General features: G+C 44.0%; 14 protein-coding genes. 8 read left to right on the plus strand and 6 right to left on the minus strand.

What is annotated here, in order from left to right; genetic code table 11:
* Window positions 1-2: 2 nt before the first annotated feature.
* The 4 genes from trkA to def are packed head-to-tail and all read right to left on the minus strand — an operon-like array spanning window position 3 to window position 4,200.
* Window positions 3-1,382 carry a Trk system potassium transporter TrkA gene (gene trkA, locus CW735_RS00090; protein WP_071978148.1) on the minus strand — a complete coding sequence of 460 codons (1,380 nt, stop codon included), beginning with the start codon at window positions 1,380-1,382 and terminating at the stop codon, window positions 3-5.
* A gap of 18 nt (window positions 1,383-1,400) precedes the next feature.
* On the minus strand, window positions 1,401-2,729 hold the full coding sequence (rsmB, locus tag CW735_RS00095; protein WP_071978149.1) for a 16S rRNA (cytosine(967)-C(5))-methyltransferase RsmB: 1,329 nt from the start codon (window positions 2,727-2,729) through the stop codon (window positions 1,401-1,403).
* Complete coding sequence (gene fmt / locus CW735_RS00100) at window positions 2,726-3,682, minus strand: methionyl-tRNA formyltransferase (protein WP_071978150.1); 957 nt, start codon at window positions 3,680-3,682, stop codon at window positions 2,726-2,728. The genes rsmB and fmt overlap by 4 nt, the downstream gene beginning before the upstream one ends.
* 8 nt (window positions 3,683-3,690) lie before the next feature.
* A complete protein-coding gene (gene def, locus CW735_RS00105; RefSeq protein WP_071978151.1) occupies window positions 3,691-4,200 on the minus strand; it encodes a peptide deformylase in 510 nt (169 codons plus the stop codon).
* 222 nt (window positions 4,201-4,422) lie between these two features.
* Here def and CW735_RS00110 point away from each other — a divergent pair, with 222 nt between their 5' ends.
* The 7 genes from CW735_RS00110 to CW735_RS00140 all read left to right on the plus strand — a co-directional run bounded on the left by CW735_RS00110 (window position 4,423) and on the right by CW735_RS00140 (window position 10,232).
* Window positions 4,423-5,490, plus strand: coding sequence for a LysM peptidoglycan-binding domain-containing protein (locus tag CW735_RS00110; RefSeq protein WP_071978152.1), 1,068 nt, complete (start codon window positions 4,423-4,425; stop codon window positions 5,488-5,490).
* Between the two features lie 40 nt (window positions 5,491-5,530).
* A complete protein-coding gene (gene dprA / locus CW735_RS00115) occupies window positions 5,531-6,646 on the plus strand; it encodes a DNA-processing protein DprA (RefSeq protein WP_071978153.1) in 1,116 nt (371 codons plus the stop codon).
* Between the two features lies 1 nt (window position 6,647).
* A complete protein-coding gene (locus tag CW735_RS00120) occupies window positions 6,648-7,124 on the plus strand; it encodes a DUF494 family protein (protein ID WP_032095212.1) in 477 nt (158 codons plus the stop codon).
* Window positions 7,125-7,209: 85 nt separating this feature from the next.
* Window positions 7,210-7,752 (plus strand): DNA topoisomerase family protein, encoded by a 543-nt coding sequence (locus tag CW735_RS00125; RefSeq protein WP_071978154.1) that lies wholly within the window; start codon window positions 7,210-7,212, stop codon window positions 7,750-7,752.
* 23 nt (window positions 7,753-7,775) lie between these two features.
* Entirely contained in the window at window positions 7,776-8,381 is a 606-nt protein-coding gene (locus tag CW735_RS00130) for a Sua5/YciO/YrdC/YwlC family protein (protein ID WP_071978155.1), read from the plus strand.
* Window positions 8,378-9,310 (plus strand): oxygen-dependent coproporphyrinogen oxidase, encoded by a 933-nt coding sequence (hemF, locus tag CW735_RS00135; protein ID WP_071978156.1) that lies wholly within the window; start codon window positions 8,378-8,380, stop codon window positions 9,308-9,310. Before CW735_RS00130 ends, hemF begins: the two co-directional genes overlap by 4 nt.
* A 247-nt stretch (window positions 9,311-9,557) precedes the next feature.
* Entirely contained in the window at window positions 9,558-10,232 is a 675-nt protein-coding gene (locus CW735_RS00140; protein ID WP_071978157.1) for an OmpW/AlkL family protein, read from the plus strand.
* A 131-nt stretch (window positions 10,233-10,363) separates the two neighbouring features.
* Here the strand turns inward: CW735_RS00140 and CW735_RS00145 are convergent, their stop codons facing one another.
* The gene (locus tag CW735_RS00145) at window positions 10,364-10,795 is read right to left on the minus strand and encodes a group II truncated hemoglobin (RefSeq protein ID WP_071978158.1); all 432 of its coding nucleotides are present in this window, start codon (window positions 10,793-10,795) and stop codon (window positions 10,364-10,366) included.
* Between CW735_RS00145 and aroE the strand changes: the two genes are divergently transcribed.
* Window positions 10,794-11,621 carry a shikimate dehydrogenase gene (gene aroE, locus CW735_RS00150; protein WP_071978159.1) on the plus strand — a complete coding sequence of 276 codons (828 nt, stop codon included), beginning with the start codon at window positions 10,794-10,796 and terminating at the stop codon, window positions 11,619-11,621. The genes CW735_RS00145 and aroE overlap by 2 nt on opposite strands.
* 129 nt (window positions 11,622-11,750) lie before the next feature.
* On the opposite strand, the gene CW735_RS00155 is transcribed toward aroE, so the two are convergent.
* A complete protein-coding gene (locus tag CW735_RS00155) occupies window positions 11,751-12,302 on the minus strand; it encodes a gamma carbonic anhydrase family protein (protein WP_198520986.1) in 552 nt (183 codons plus the stop codon).
* Window positions 12,303-12,387 lie beyond the last annotated feature (85 nt).

Genomic DNA, 12,387 nt, shown 5'->3' on the forward strand with positions numbered 1-12,387 from the left:
TTTTAACCGAAGAAGAAAGCGCTTGGTTGGAATAACTTCTCTACATCGCTGATATACTTTTTATCAACTAAGAATAGAATGATGTGGTCGTCGGCCTCTATCTTTGTATCACTGTGGGCAATGATCACCTGATCGTCCCGTACCACAGCGCCAATCGTAGTTCCTGGTGGTAACTTAATATCGCCAATTTGTTTGCCCACCACTTTAGAGGTATTCTCATCACCATGGGCGATTGCTTCAATTGCTTCTGCCGCGCCTCTGCGAAGTGAGTAAACGTTCACTATGTCTCCACGCCTTACATGAGTAAGAAGAGCAGATATGGTTGCCTGCTGAGGAGAGAAAGCAATATCAATTTCCCCACCCTGAACTAAGTCAACATAGGCGCCTCGTTGAATAAGCACCATTGCCTTTTTTGCGCCCATTCGCTTGGCTAGCATGGCAGACATGATGTTGGCTTCATCGTCATTAGTGACTGCGATGAACGCGTCTACCTGCTCGATATTTTCTTCGCCTAATAGTTCAGGGTCGGAGGCATCTCCGCTAAATACGATGGTTTTGTCTAAATGAGCAGCAAGGTATTTTGCGCGCTCTGCGCTAAACTCTATTAGCTTAACATTATGGTTATGCTCGAGCTTCTTCGCTAGACCTGCTCCGATTAACCCACCGCCTGCGATCATAATGCGCTTATAGCTAGACTCTAGCTTCTGTAGTTCGCTCATTACCGCACGAATATGTTTGGTTGCGGCAATAAAAAAGACTTCATCGTCTGCTTCTATCACAGTGGTGCCTAAAGGGCGAATAGGGCGTCCGCGACGATAAATTGCCGCTACCCGTGTTTCTACATTCGGCATATGATCTTTCAATGCAGACAGAGCGTGACCTACGAGCAGTCCACCATAATAAGCTTTTACAGCAACAAGGCTTGCTTTGCCCTCGGCAAACTCAACAACCTGCAGTGCGCCAGGATAGTCTATTAAGCGTTTTATTGCTTTGGTTACGAGCTGTTCGGGCGCAATGATGTGGTCGACTGGAATATCTTGTTGTTTATAAAGTTGAGCTTGGTAAATGATATATTGTTCAGAGCGAACTCGGGCTATTTTAGTGGGTGTTTTAAATAGACTGTACGCTACCTGACAGGCGAGCATATTACTTTCATCACTATTAGTAACAGCAATGAGCATATCGGCATCTTCCGCTCCAGCGCTTCGTAGCACATCAGGGTGAGAGCCAACGCCGGTGACAACTTGTAAATCGAGTCTATCTTGAAGTGAGCGCAGAATATTGGGGTCTGAGTCAATAACGGTAATCTCGTTATTCTCACCCACTAAGTTTTCAGCTAGCGTTCCACCAACCTGACCTGCACCCAAAATGATGATTTTCATCGTTATTAACTAGCCCTGTTACCTAATTGCGCAAGACGACTTTACCAGTCTAGCATAATAGAAACCATCCATTTGTTGCTCACCCGGCAGAATCTGACGACCAGGATTTTCATTGGTTTCTGTCTTAATTATTGGTTGCAAATTGGCGTCTTCCGTTTCGGCAATAAAGCGAGCAACTTGTGCCTTATTTTCTTTCGGTAGAATTGAGCATGTTGCATAAAGCAGGGTGCCACCAGGCTTTAACAACTTCCACAACGCACTCAATATCTCTCGCTGTAATGCAGCTAAATTATCTATATCGCTAGACTTTCTTAGCCAGCGAATATCGGGGTGGCGGCGAATAACTCCTGTGGCAGAGCAGGGCGCGTCTAGTAAAATACGATCGAAGAGCTCTCCGTCCCACCACTGTGATGGATTGGTAGCATCACCTTGTTTGATTTCGACACTGTGTTTGAGGCGATCCATATTTTCGTGCACTCGCTGTAATCGCTTTTCATCAGCATCAAGTGCTAAGCAGTAAGCCAACTTAGGTGCTAATTCAGCAATGTGACCCGTTTTACCGCCAGGTGCTGCGCAACAATCGAGAACTCGCTCGCCATTTTGAGGGTTGAGATAATGCGCAGCAAGTTGTGCTGCGCCGTCTTGAACGGCAAAAAAACCTTTATCAAAACCAGGCAAGGCTGTTATGTCTTCTCGTGACTTTAAAACGATCCCGTTTTCATGCTCATTGCTAAATGAAAATTCAACGTTTGCTTTTGTTAATAGCGAAGCAAAGTCATCTTTGTGTATTTGGCGAGAGTTTACCCTAAGCCAGATAGGGGCCATGTCGTTGGTAGCCTGTCTGACTGCATTGGCGTCATCGTTATATGCCGATTCTATGGCTTTAAAAAGCCACTTTGGGAGGCCGCTATTAATAATCGGATCTTCAACTGGGCGTGAGGCCAAGTCTTCTCGCTGAAAGTTTCGCAATACGGCGTTTACTAAACCTTTAAGTCCAGTTCCGCCTAAATATGATGCGGCTGCAACTGTCTCGCCCACCGCTGCGTGTTTACTTACCCTTGAAAAGGCAAGTTGATAAAGCCCCAACATGATTAAGTGTTCGAGTACTTTTTTGTTCCCTTTAAGAGGGCGGTCGAGCAGTGTTCGAAGCCAGTGTTGTAATAATGGCAGTTTTCGCATCACGCCAAGAGACATTTCTTGTAGCCATGCGTTATCGCGAACGTTGTGCCTTCTCTGAACCCTTTCTAAGCAGTCTCTAGATGACTTCCCTTGCTCAAGAATTTGATAAATAACCCACGCGCAGTCTGCGCGCAGGTTCTTTTGTTTTGGTAACGGGAGTGGTTTCACAACGAATCTACTTGATGTAATGAGCAACCTGGTTCGAACCAAGCTTTACGTGCATTAATAACGTCAGCAGCAGATAAAGGCTTTTTACCAGGAATTTGTAACAATGTTATTGTTAAGGCATCTTTGCCTGTTGCTACTGTAATGCCCGATTTATTCGCGCTTATAATTGTGCCAGGGCTCACATCAACTGAACAAGGCTCTACGAACGCTGACCATACCTTAACGTTTTGTTTCTCTACTCTCATCCACGCCACGGGCCACGGGTTAAACGCTCTGATATTTCGCTCAATTTGCTCTGCGCTTTCTTCCCAATTAATCTGAGCTTCTTCTTTGGAGAGCTTTTTCGCATAACTTGCGAGTGCGTCATCTTGTTTTTGCGGTGTTATGCTTACTAAGCGTTGCAAAACATCAATCAGCGCTATTGGACCAAGCTCAGCAAGTTTGTTGTATAAGGTTGCACTTGTATCGTTACTCTCAATGGGAAGTGTAGCTATATGAAGCATATCACCGGTGTCTAAACCTTCGTCCATTTGCATAATAGTTACGCCAGATTCAGCATCGCCAGCCCAGATTGAGCGCTGTATTGGCGCAGCTCCACGCCATTTAGGTAATATAGAGCCATGTACATTAATACATCCGTATTTAGGCGCATTTAAAACAGCTTTTGGCAGTATCAAACCGTAAGCAACCACCACCATAATGTCAGCATTGAGTTCGGCTAGAATGCGCTGTGCCTCTTCTTCTTTCAAAGATTCAGGTTGGTAAATAGGTATATGGTGTGTTTCTGCGAGCTGCTTAACTGGGCTTGCGGTTAACTTCTTTCCGCGTCCAGCAGGGCGGTCGGGCTGAGTATATACAGCGATAACCTCGTGCTCACTTTCAATAAGAGCCGCTAAGTGTTTAGCTGCAAAATCCGGGGTACCGGCAAAAATAATTCTAAGTGGCGCTGTCACGGTTTTCCTTAAGCTCTGGCTGCTAGTCTAGCTTCTTTTTCGAGCTTTTTGCGAATACGTTGACGCTTTAACGGCGAGAGGTAATCGATAAATAAAACGCCTCTAAGGTGGTCAAGCTCATGCTGAATGCAAATCGCAAGTAGCCCCTCTGCTTCTAACTCAAAGCTGTCGCCATTAGCATCAAGTGCTTTCACTGTGATAGCTTCTGCACGCTCTACTTTTGCATAGTTGCCGGGCACAGAAAGACAACCTTCTTCGCTGATTGTTGCGCCTTCTTTTCGCGTAATTTCAGGGTTAATGAAAACGCGAGGTTCGTTTTGTTCCTCTGACACATCCATCACCACAACCTGAACGTGACGATCTACTTGGGTAGCGGCAAGACCGATACCTTTTTCGTCTTTCATTGTTTCAAACATGTCTGAAACAAGTTGCTTAATTTCGTCGTTCACGTTGTCGACCGGCTTTGCTACCGTGCGAAGACGTTCGTCGGGAAAACTTAATACATCTAATATTGCCATTTGTCGCTTACTTTGCCTTTTCGCTGTATAAATTCATATACGATCTATTTACCAACGCACTTTACAGTGCCAATTTACTTACTATTCTAACGTATAACACAGACTTTAGTGCAGTTTTTTGCCATAGTCCTTTAAGAACACGCGTAACTGTCGATATAGTGGTATTGTCTTAAAAAGCAACAATAAGCGACAGCGAAACTTTTGCGGGAATCTAATTTGAATATGCGATTAAAAAAATATGGGCAATTAATAATAGCTGCAACGTTGGCATTTCTAACTTTGCCTGTGCTCGCCCTGCAGCTCAAAGACAGTGCTCCGCAAACTTACACGGTAAAACGCGGTGATACGTTATGGGATATCGCAACTATTTTTCTCAACAAGCCGTGGCTATGGCCTGAGTTATGGAGAACGAATACACAAATCGACAACCCTCACTTAATCTATCCCGGCGATGTTATTATTGTGGGCATGATAGACGGCGAACCCGTGTTTTCAATCCAGCGTGACAAACCCTTTCTTTCGCTTTCTCCCCAGGCTGAAAAGCGAGTAAAACCGTCGCCTATAGATACATTGGATTGGAGTGCTATTGCACCGTATATAAATCAACACACCATCATTGATTTAGACAGCTTCGATATGATGCCAAGGGTGTTAGGAAATAAAGACGCGAATGTGCGCTTTGCCGCTGATGATTTGGTTGTCAGTGAGCCGAATTTCAATACTACTGAACAGTTACACGTAGTGAGAAAGCAATCTATCATCAAAAACCTCGATGGAAGAGTATTAGGGGTGCAGGTTTCTCACGTAGCTGATGCCCAGGTATTTACAGAGTCGATAGATGACGACTCGATGCTACTGTCGCTTACTCAGTCTACCCAAGAGACGAATTTGGGAGACAAGTTGTTCGAGGGGAACTTTTCCCATGAGAAAAGCTTAGTGTTAAAACCGGCTACAGTGCAGAGAGGCTTCGTTATCGGTGATGTTCACGATCACGATTTATTGGGAAAATACGATGTGATTATTCTCGATTTGGGTGACTCGGAAGTAGAACCCGGTACCGTAATGGGCATTTATGCAAAGGGCCCCTCTATCATCAACGACGATACGCCTAAATACGTTACCAACTCACAAATACAAAGCGGGCGTGAGTGGCTTATTAATGCAGTAGAGCAGCCGGCCCTTAAAGTGGGAGAGGTCATAATCTACAAAACTTTTAGCGCGGCAAGCTATGGCTTAATCACCCGAGCAAACACAGGTATAAAACGCGGCTTTATAGTCGCAAATCCATAACGCGACATATGATAATTGCCGCGCTAACTACGGAGCGGCAATGCATCATTCTTCAAGTACCCTTTCCAAAAATGCAGCAGCATGGCTTCGTCTAGCTTCCTCATACAGCATAGCGACGAAAAAGTGGTTAGCGCTGTTAGCTAGCTTATCTTGTAGGCCTGAAGATCTATTCAATGTTAACCCTGAGCGTTCTCTGCCAGAAAATGCTAAAACCTTATTGAACAAAGTTTGCGAGAAGTCGGTTGAAAAAGCATTAATATGGTTAGACGAAGCATCCGAAAATAAAATGATCACTTTCGGTTGTTGCGATTACCCAGATATGCTCGCAAGTTTAGATAATCCACCTCTCGTAATTTTCGTTAAAGGTAATGCGTCGCTGTTGCAACAGTCGCAAATAGCGATGGTAGGTAGTCGTCGAGCAAGCTTTCAAGGCAAGAAAACAGCTGAAGAGATGGCAGCAGCGCTTTCTATCAAAGGCATTACAGTAACAAGCGGCATGGCGCTTGGTATAGATGCAGCATCGCATAAAGGCGCTTTACATGGATGCGGTAAAACCATTGCAGTAATGGGCACAGGACCAGATTCTATTTACCCTTTTAAACACAAATCACTACATTCTGATATTCTTGCAGCTGAAGGTGCTATTATTACAGAGTTCTTCCCCGGTATTCCTGCCAAAGCTTGGCATTTTCCAAGGAGAAATAGAATCATTGCAGCAATGTCTTTAGGTACGCTGGTGGTAGAGGCAAAAATTCAAAGCGGTACCTTGATAACAGCAAATATGGCCGCAGATCTGGGGCGAGATGTTTTTGCTATTCCCGGGAGTATTTTTAATACGCATGCCCAAGGATGTCATTGGTTAATTCAACAGGGCGCTAAATTAGTTACGAATGTTAATGACATTTTCGACGAATTAGCCATTGAGGCGTTACCTGAAAAAGAGAGTAGGTGCGTTGAAAGTGAAAAAAGTGAATTGAATAGCTTGGCAACTGATAAATTATTAGCTAGTGTGGATTACGACGTTACCGCAATAGATGTTATAGCGCAGCGCGGCTCCATGCCTGTCCAGCAGGCCATGGCATTATTACTAGAATACGAGTTGTGCGATTTAGTAACTGCTGTCCCTGGCGGTTACATTAAATTGAGGGGCAATTAAAATGTTCGATATCCTCATGTATCTGTTTGAAAATTTCATCCATAGTGAGACTGAAATACGTGTCGATCAAGATGAACTGACCGACGAGTTAGTGCGGGCTGGTTTTCATCATGATGAGATATATAAGGCGCTCGCGTGGTTAGAAAAATTAGCTGCTTTGCAAGAAACAGACATTAAGCCTTATTTTTGTAAGGGAATTAATACAAGTTTAAGCCGCATTTACACGCATGAAGAGCAAATGCGTTTAGACGTAGAGTGCAGAGGCTTTCTTATGTTCCTTGAGCAAGTTAACGTGCTCGATGCTTCTACTCGAGAAATGGTCATCGATCGAGTAATGGAAATAGATTCTAACGAATTCTGTCTAGAAGATTTAAAGTGGGTTGTGCTTATGGTGCTGTTTAATGTACCAGGAAAAGAAAAAGCGTATGCCCAAATGGAAGATTTGCTTTTTGAAGAGCCAGACGGCGTTCTTCATTAATGCACTCCAATGATAAGCCAGTAGCCGCCCTACAGTATTGCAGTGGTGGCTTTTATCATTACGCAGTTATCCACGTTATCCCACCATGCCTAAAATAGACCACTCGTTATTTTCAGCAAATGAGCACGCACTAGAAGACAGTTTTGGTGATTGTCCTGACTGCGGTAAGCCGTTACATATAAAAAATAGCAAAAGCGGTCCGTTTATTGGTTGCACTGCTTATCCTGCCTGTAATTTCAGTAAACCCTTACACGATAATCAAACCACCCTACTCAAAACGTTAGACGGAGTAACGTGTCCTGATTGCTCATCAGAGCTGGGAATTAAGAAAGGCCGCTATGGTATGTTTATTGGCTGTACCAATTTTCCAGTTTGCCACTTCATTGCACCGCTTAAGCAACAAGAAGAAACCCACGTTCATTGTCCAAAATGTAAAGTGGGTGAATTAATTTCCCGCACCAGCAAATATGGGAAACAGTTTTTTGCCTGTAATCATTATCCCAAATGCAGATATGTGCTAAATTCTGAACCCATCAATGAAGCGTGTCCAGAATGTGGTTGGGGCGTATTAATTCACAAAAAAAGTGAATATGCATGCCCTCAGCCTTTATGCGGCTTTAAAAAATAAACATCACTTAGAGATAACAAACAATGTCTGATACCCAAAACGGGAGCGTAGATATATACAGCCCGGATGACGAAGGGGCAGCTAGCAGCGATCCTATTGTTGAAGCATTTCACGCCGGTAAGCTTTTGGTGTATCCCACAGAGGCCGTTATGGGCATTGGATGTGACCCAGATAACAAAGCCGCAGTGGATTTCCTACTGAAGACAAAGCAGCGCCCTGTAGAAAAGGGCGTTATTCTGATTGCTGCTAACTATAGTCAGTTGCTTCCCTATGTCGATGACGAGGCGGTGCCACAACACCGGCGTACTGACATATTTTCAAGTTGGCCTGGTGCCATAACCTGGTTATTACCTAAGTCGAAAACGGCTCCTGAGTGGCTAACGGGCTCTCATGATAAAATTGCAGTTCGAGTGACAAATCACGCTGTAGTCACAGGTCTGTGTAATAAACTAGGCAAACCTATTGTTTCTACCAGCGCAAACTTAGCAGGGCAGCCACCGGCCCGTTCTATCGAAGAAGCGAGAGATATATTTGGCAACTCTGTTACTTATGTTGATGGCGAAGTAGGAGGGAATGACAAACCCAGCACGATAAGAGATGGAGACACAGGAGAAATAATCAGATCATGATGTCAGCAGAATTACTTGATGGCAAAAATGCCGCCGAGGTTATTGAAGCAGTAAAGTCTTATCTACTAAACCTGCAAGATACTATCTGCCAAACTATAGAGTTGGCCGATGGTAAGGGACAATTTGCTGAAGACAGCTGGGTTCGAGAAGAAGGCGGCGGCGGTCGCTCTCGTGTCATGAAAAATGGCAATGTGGTTGAGCAGGGTGGGGTAAACTTCTCCCATGTATTTGGTAGCCAAATGCCAGCATCTGCAACGGCTAATCGCCCAGAATTGGCTGGCAGGAATTTTCAGGCAATGGGGGTATCATTGGTTATTCATCCTCATAATCCTTATGTGCCTACGTCTCACGCCAATGTTCGCTTTTTTATTGCAGAAAAAGAGGGCGAATCACCCATTTGGTGGTTTGGTGGTGGATTTGACCTCACGCCGTTTTATCCTTTCAAAGAAGATGTTCAACATTGGCACGACACCGCTAAAAAGTTGTGCTTGCCTTTTGGAGACGATATTTACTCGAAATATAAAAAGTGGTGCGACGACTATTTTTATCTCAAGCATCGCAATGAAACTCGTGGCGTTGGAGGACTGTTTTTTGACGACCTGAATGAGTGGGGGTTTGACCAATCATTTGCCTTTATGCAGGCAGTGGGTAACGGATATATTGATGCCTATGTGCCCATTATTGAGCGACGAAAAAATACTGCGTATGGTGAGAGAGAGCGAGACTTTCAGCTTTACCGGAGAGGACGCTACGTAGAGTTTAACTTAGTGTTCGACCGCGGCACGCTATTTGGCTTACAGACCGGGGGGAGAACCGAGTCTATTCTAATGTCTATGCCGCCATTAGCGCGCTGGGAATATTGTTATTCTCCGGCCTCTGGCAGTGCAGAAGCAAAATTAACAGATTGGTTGAAGCCAACAGACTGGTAACGAAAGCTGAGTTGTTGTCATTAGTCTTAACTAATCCAATTATCATGCGAGCTTTTTACGCACAAAGTGAAGCGTAGCCGTGTTGAAAGCCCCCTCGGCTACGTGTTTTCAACCTTCTCTTTTGATCTAAATCAACATTGAATCTGAAGCGTATTCAGTAGCTAGCGAAACTTGCGCTAGATCAACACCTCTCGTACTACAGGCGTTAAAGTGGCGCCATCTTATTTAAATACACGAGAGACACACTATGCGCACACAAACTATATCAGCAATCTGTCTTGCTCTAGCGGCTGTTGCTCCGTTCGCTAATGCTCATCAACAAGGTGACTGGCTTGTTCGAGGCGGTTTAACAACTGTAGCGCCAGACGAATCTACCTCTAATATTGTTGCGGGTGGCGCCGACTTGGGCGTTGCGTTGAATATCGGAAACGATACGCAGCTTGGTCTTAACATAGCCTACTTTGTTACAGACAACATCAATATTGAATTGCTTGCAGCGACGCCGTTCAAACACGATGTTGAGTTTTCAGTGGCCGATCCATTGGGCACTGGCAATAAGCTTGGTGAGGTAACACACCTTCCGCCAACATTAACCGCTAACTACTATTTCAACGATGCCAGCTCAGCATTTCAACCTTATGTTGGCGCGGGCATTAACTACACGTTTATCTTCGACGAAGAATTTACTTCGGCAAATAGCCAAGCTGGCCTGAGCGATTTATCACTGGATAATTCTTTTGGCTTATCTGCTCAAGTGGGTATGGATTATATTGTTGATGACAAATGGCATGTAAACGCGTCGGTTCGCTTTATCGATATTGACACAGAAGCCAGCTTTAAAGTTGGTGAAGCCAGCGGTGCGGTAAACGATATAGAAATTGACCCTTGGGTTTATACTGTGTCGGTTGGTTATACTTTCTAACCAAACGCAATGCTATGCAACTGCGAAATATGCCAAAAAGAGCATAAACCGTTAAAAAGTCTGCGCGTCACTGAGTTTGCCTCTATTTGATTTTTATCTTTTAGGACAATACGGTTCAGTAACGCGCTTTTTTATTTTGAATTAATCATATGGCTAGACAGTTGCTCTAATGCCTGAAGCAGCTTGTTCGCAAGCATAATGTCATCTGTAGTAGAAAACATTGCCTTTCTCATGCAGTACATCCATTGCTCTTTTAAAGCTGGAGTGACATTAAAAGGCAAATGGCGAGCTCTCAATCTAGGGTGGCCGAATTGCTGTTGATAGTCATCGGGACCTCCCATCCATAAACTCAAGTAAAGAAAGAATACGTGCCGTATTCTATCAAGAGGCATTGGATGCATAGCCAGTAACTCTGCGGCTAGTGGATCGGTTTCCATTACATCATAAAACCTATTTGCTAGTTCTCGAACTTTCTCCTCTCCACCTATGCGGTAATATGGTGTAGTCTCATCTACGCGGTTTTCGCCCTTTCGTTTTATATTAAAGAAGTTACGTATTCCCATGAAAAAATTCGCCGTATTTGGAAATCCTATTGAGCAGAGTTTATCACCAACCATTCATCAAATGTTTGCTGAACAATGTGAAGAGGTCATTTCATATGAAAAAATATTAGCGCCAGTTGATGGCTTCGTTGAAAAGGCGTCATCGTTTTTGGCACAACCAGAGGCGGTTGGTTGTAACGTTACTATGCCGTTTAAACTCGATGCGTTTAATATGGCAAATATAGATGACCAGGCAGCGCAAGACGCACAGGCCGCAAACACGCTGATGAAGTGTCCGGATGGTTCGATTAAAGGTTTCAATACAGACGGCGTTGGGTTAGTTAATGATTTGTTGAACAACAATGTACAGCTCGAGAATAAGCGTGTGCTGTTAATTGGCGCGGGTGGTGCGGCACGTGGCGTAATATCTCCCTTATTAGAAGCTTCAGTTGCTCAGTTAATCATTACCAATAGAACATTAGAAAAAGCGCAGCAAATTTCCGCGGCCGTGAGCAACTCAAATTTAGATGTCGTTGCGCTAGATGATATTGCCGCTATAAAGCCGCATATAACTATTAATTCAACGGCTGCGAGTTTGCATCAAGAGTTACCCTGCCATATGTCTGAAGCACTATTAGATGAATGCGAAGTTGTTTACGACATGGTTTATAAAAACTCGCCGACCGTGTTTATGCAAGAGGCGCATAAATATGGAGTCAAAAAGCGTTTAGACGGCTTGGGCATGTTAGTTGAGCAAGCTGCTGCTGCATTTTCTATATGGACTGGAAAACAGCCAAAAACTAATGCCATAGTGAACAAGGTCCGTGAGCTTATAAATAACCAGTGACATACAGAACGAGTAAACGCTATTTGTAAAAAGAGCGCAGAGAATCTTTAGAATATAAAAATAGCCTTCTACAGATAGTATTGAATAAGAAGGCGTAAGTTCAATAGTGCTTGTATGGCTAGCAAACGGCTATTTGGTATCTTCGATATATTCGTCTTTCAAAATAACGTAGTTAATAGCAGATTGTTTAAGGAACGCCGATTCACTTTCCTTAAGGGGGCGTTTCTTTTGCATTGGATTTCCAACATAAAGGTATCCGCTTTCTAAACGCTTGTTAGGAGGCACCAGGGTACCCGCACCTATAAACACATCGTCCTCCACAATAGCGCCATCCATGATTATCGCGCCCATACCAACAAGTATTCGATTTCCCAGCTGGCAGCCGTGAAGCATGCATTTATGACCTACGGTAACATCATCGCCTATAATAAGGGGAAACCCGTCGGGATTCTGCGTAGAGCGGCGAGTAACGTGCAGTACTGTGCCGTCTTGAATATTAGTTCTATTTCCAATCTGAATTTTGTTAACGTCTCCCCGTCCGGCAACTAACGGCCATATGCTGCTGTCGTTACCAAGAGATACGTCTCCCACTAACACAGACGACTCATCAATATAACAACGTTCACCTATATTTGGTGCTACTGATTTGTACGTGCGTAAAGCCACAATATTCTTCCTCATTTAAAATCGTAGGGTGTAGGTAAGGTTACGCCAACTGTAAATGAATAATAATAGCTGTCGACTATTTTGACCGTTTTAGTACGTT

The organism is Alteromonas sp. MB-3u-76 (assembly GCF_002831605.1).
In the GTDB taxonomy this organism is placed as follows: Bacteria; Pseudomonadota; Gammaproteobacteria; order Enterobacterales; family Alteromonadaceae; genus Alteromonas; species Alteromonas hispanica.

Bases quoted from the DNA above. Each gene is read 5' to 3' on its own strand.
- CW735_RS00125 (WP_071978154.1), top strand. From the start codon at position 7,210: ATGCCTAAAATAGACCACTCGTTATTTTCAGCAAATGAGCACGCACTA.
- def (WP_071978151.1), bottom strand. From the start codon at position 4,200: ATGGCAATATTAGATGTATTAAGTTTTCCCGACGAACGTCTTCGCACG.
- CW735_RS00145 (WP_071978158.1), bottom strand. From the start codon at position 10,795: ATGGGAATACGTAACTTCTTTAATATAAAACGAAAGGGCGAAAACCGC.
- CW735_RS00120 (WP_032095212.1), top strand. From the start codon at position 6,648: ATGTTCGATATCCTCATGTATCTGTTTGAAAATTTCATCCATAGTGAG.
- trkA (WP_071978148.1), bottom strand. From the start codon at position 1,382: ATGAAAATCATCATTTTGGGTGCAGGTCAGGTTGGTGGAACGCTAGCT.
- CW735_RS00130 (WP_071978155.1), top strand. From the start codon at position 7,776: ATGTCTGATACCCAAAACGGGAGCGTAGATATATACAGCCCGGATGAC.
- dprA (WP_071978153.1), top strand. From the start codon at position 5,531: ATGCATCATTCTTCAAGTACCCTTTCCAAAAATGCAGCAGCATGGCTT.
- CW735_RS00155 (WP_198520986.1), bottom strand. From the start codon at position 12,302: ATGAGGAAGAATATTGTGGCTTTACGCACGTACAAATCAGTAGCACCA.
- CW735_RS00110 (WP_071978152.1), top strand. From the start codon at position 4,423: ATGCGATTAAAAAAATATGGGCAATTAATAATAGCTGCAACGTTGGCA.
- aroE (WP_071978159.1), top strand. From the start codon at position 10,794: ATGAAAAAATTCGCCGTATTTGGAAATCCTATTGAGCAGAGTTTATCA.
- CW735_RS00140 (WP_071978157.1), top strand. From the start codon at position 9,558: ATGCGCACACAAACTATATCAGCAATCTGTCTTGCTCTAGCGGCTGTT.
- hemF (WP_071978156.1), top strand. From the start codon at position 8,378: ATGATGTCAGCAGAATTACTTGATGGCAAAAATGCCGCCGAGGTTATT.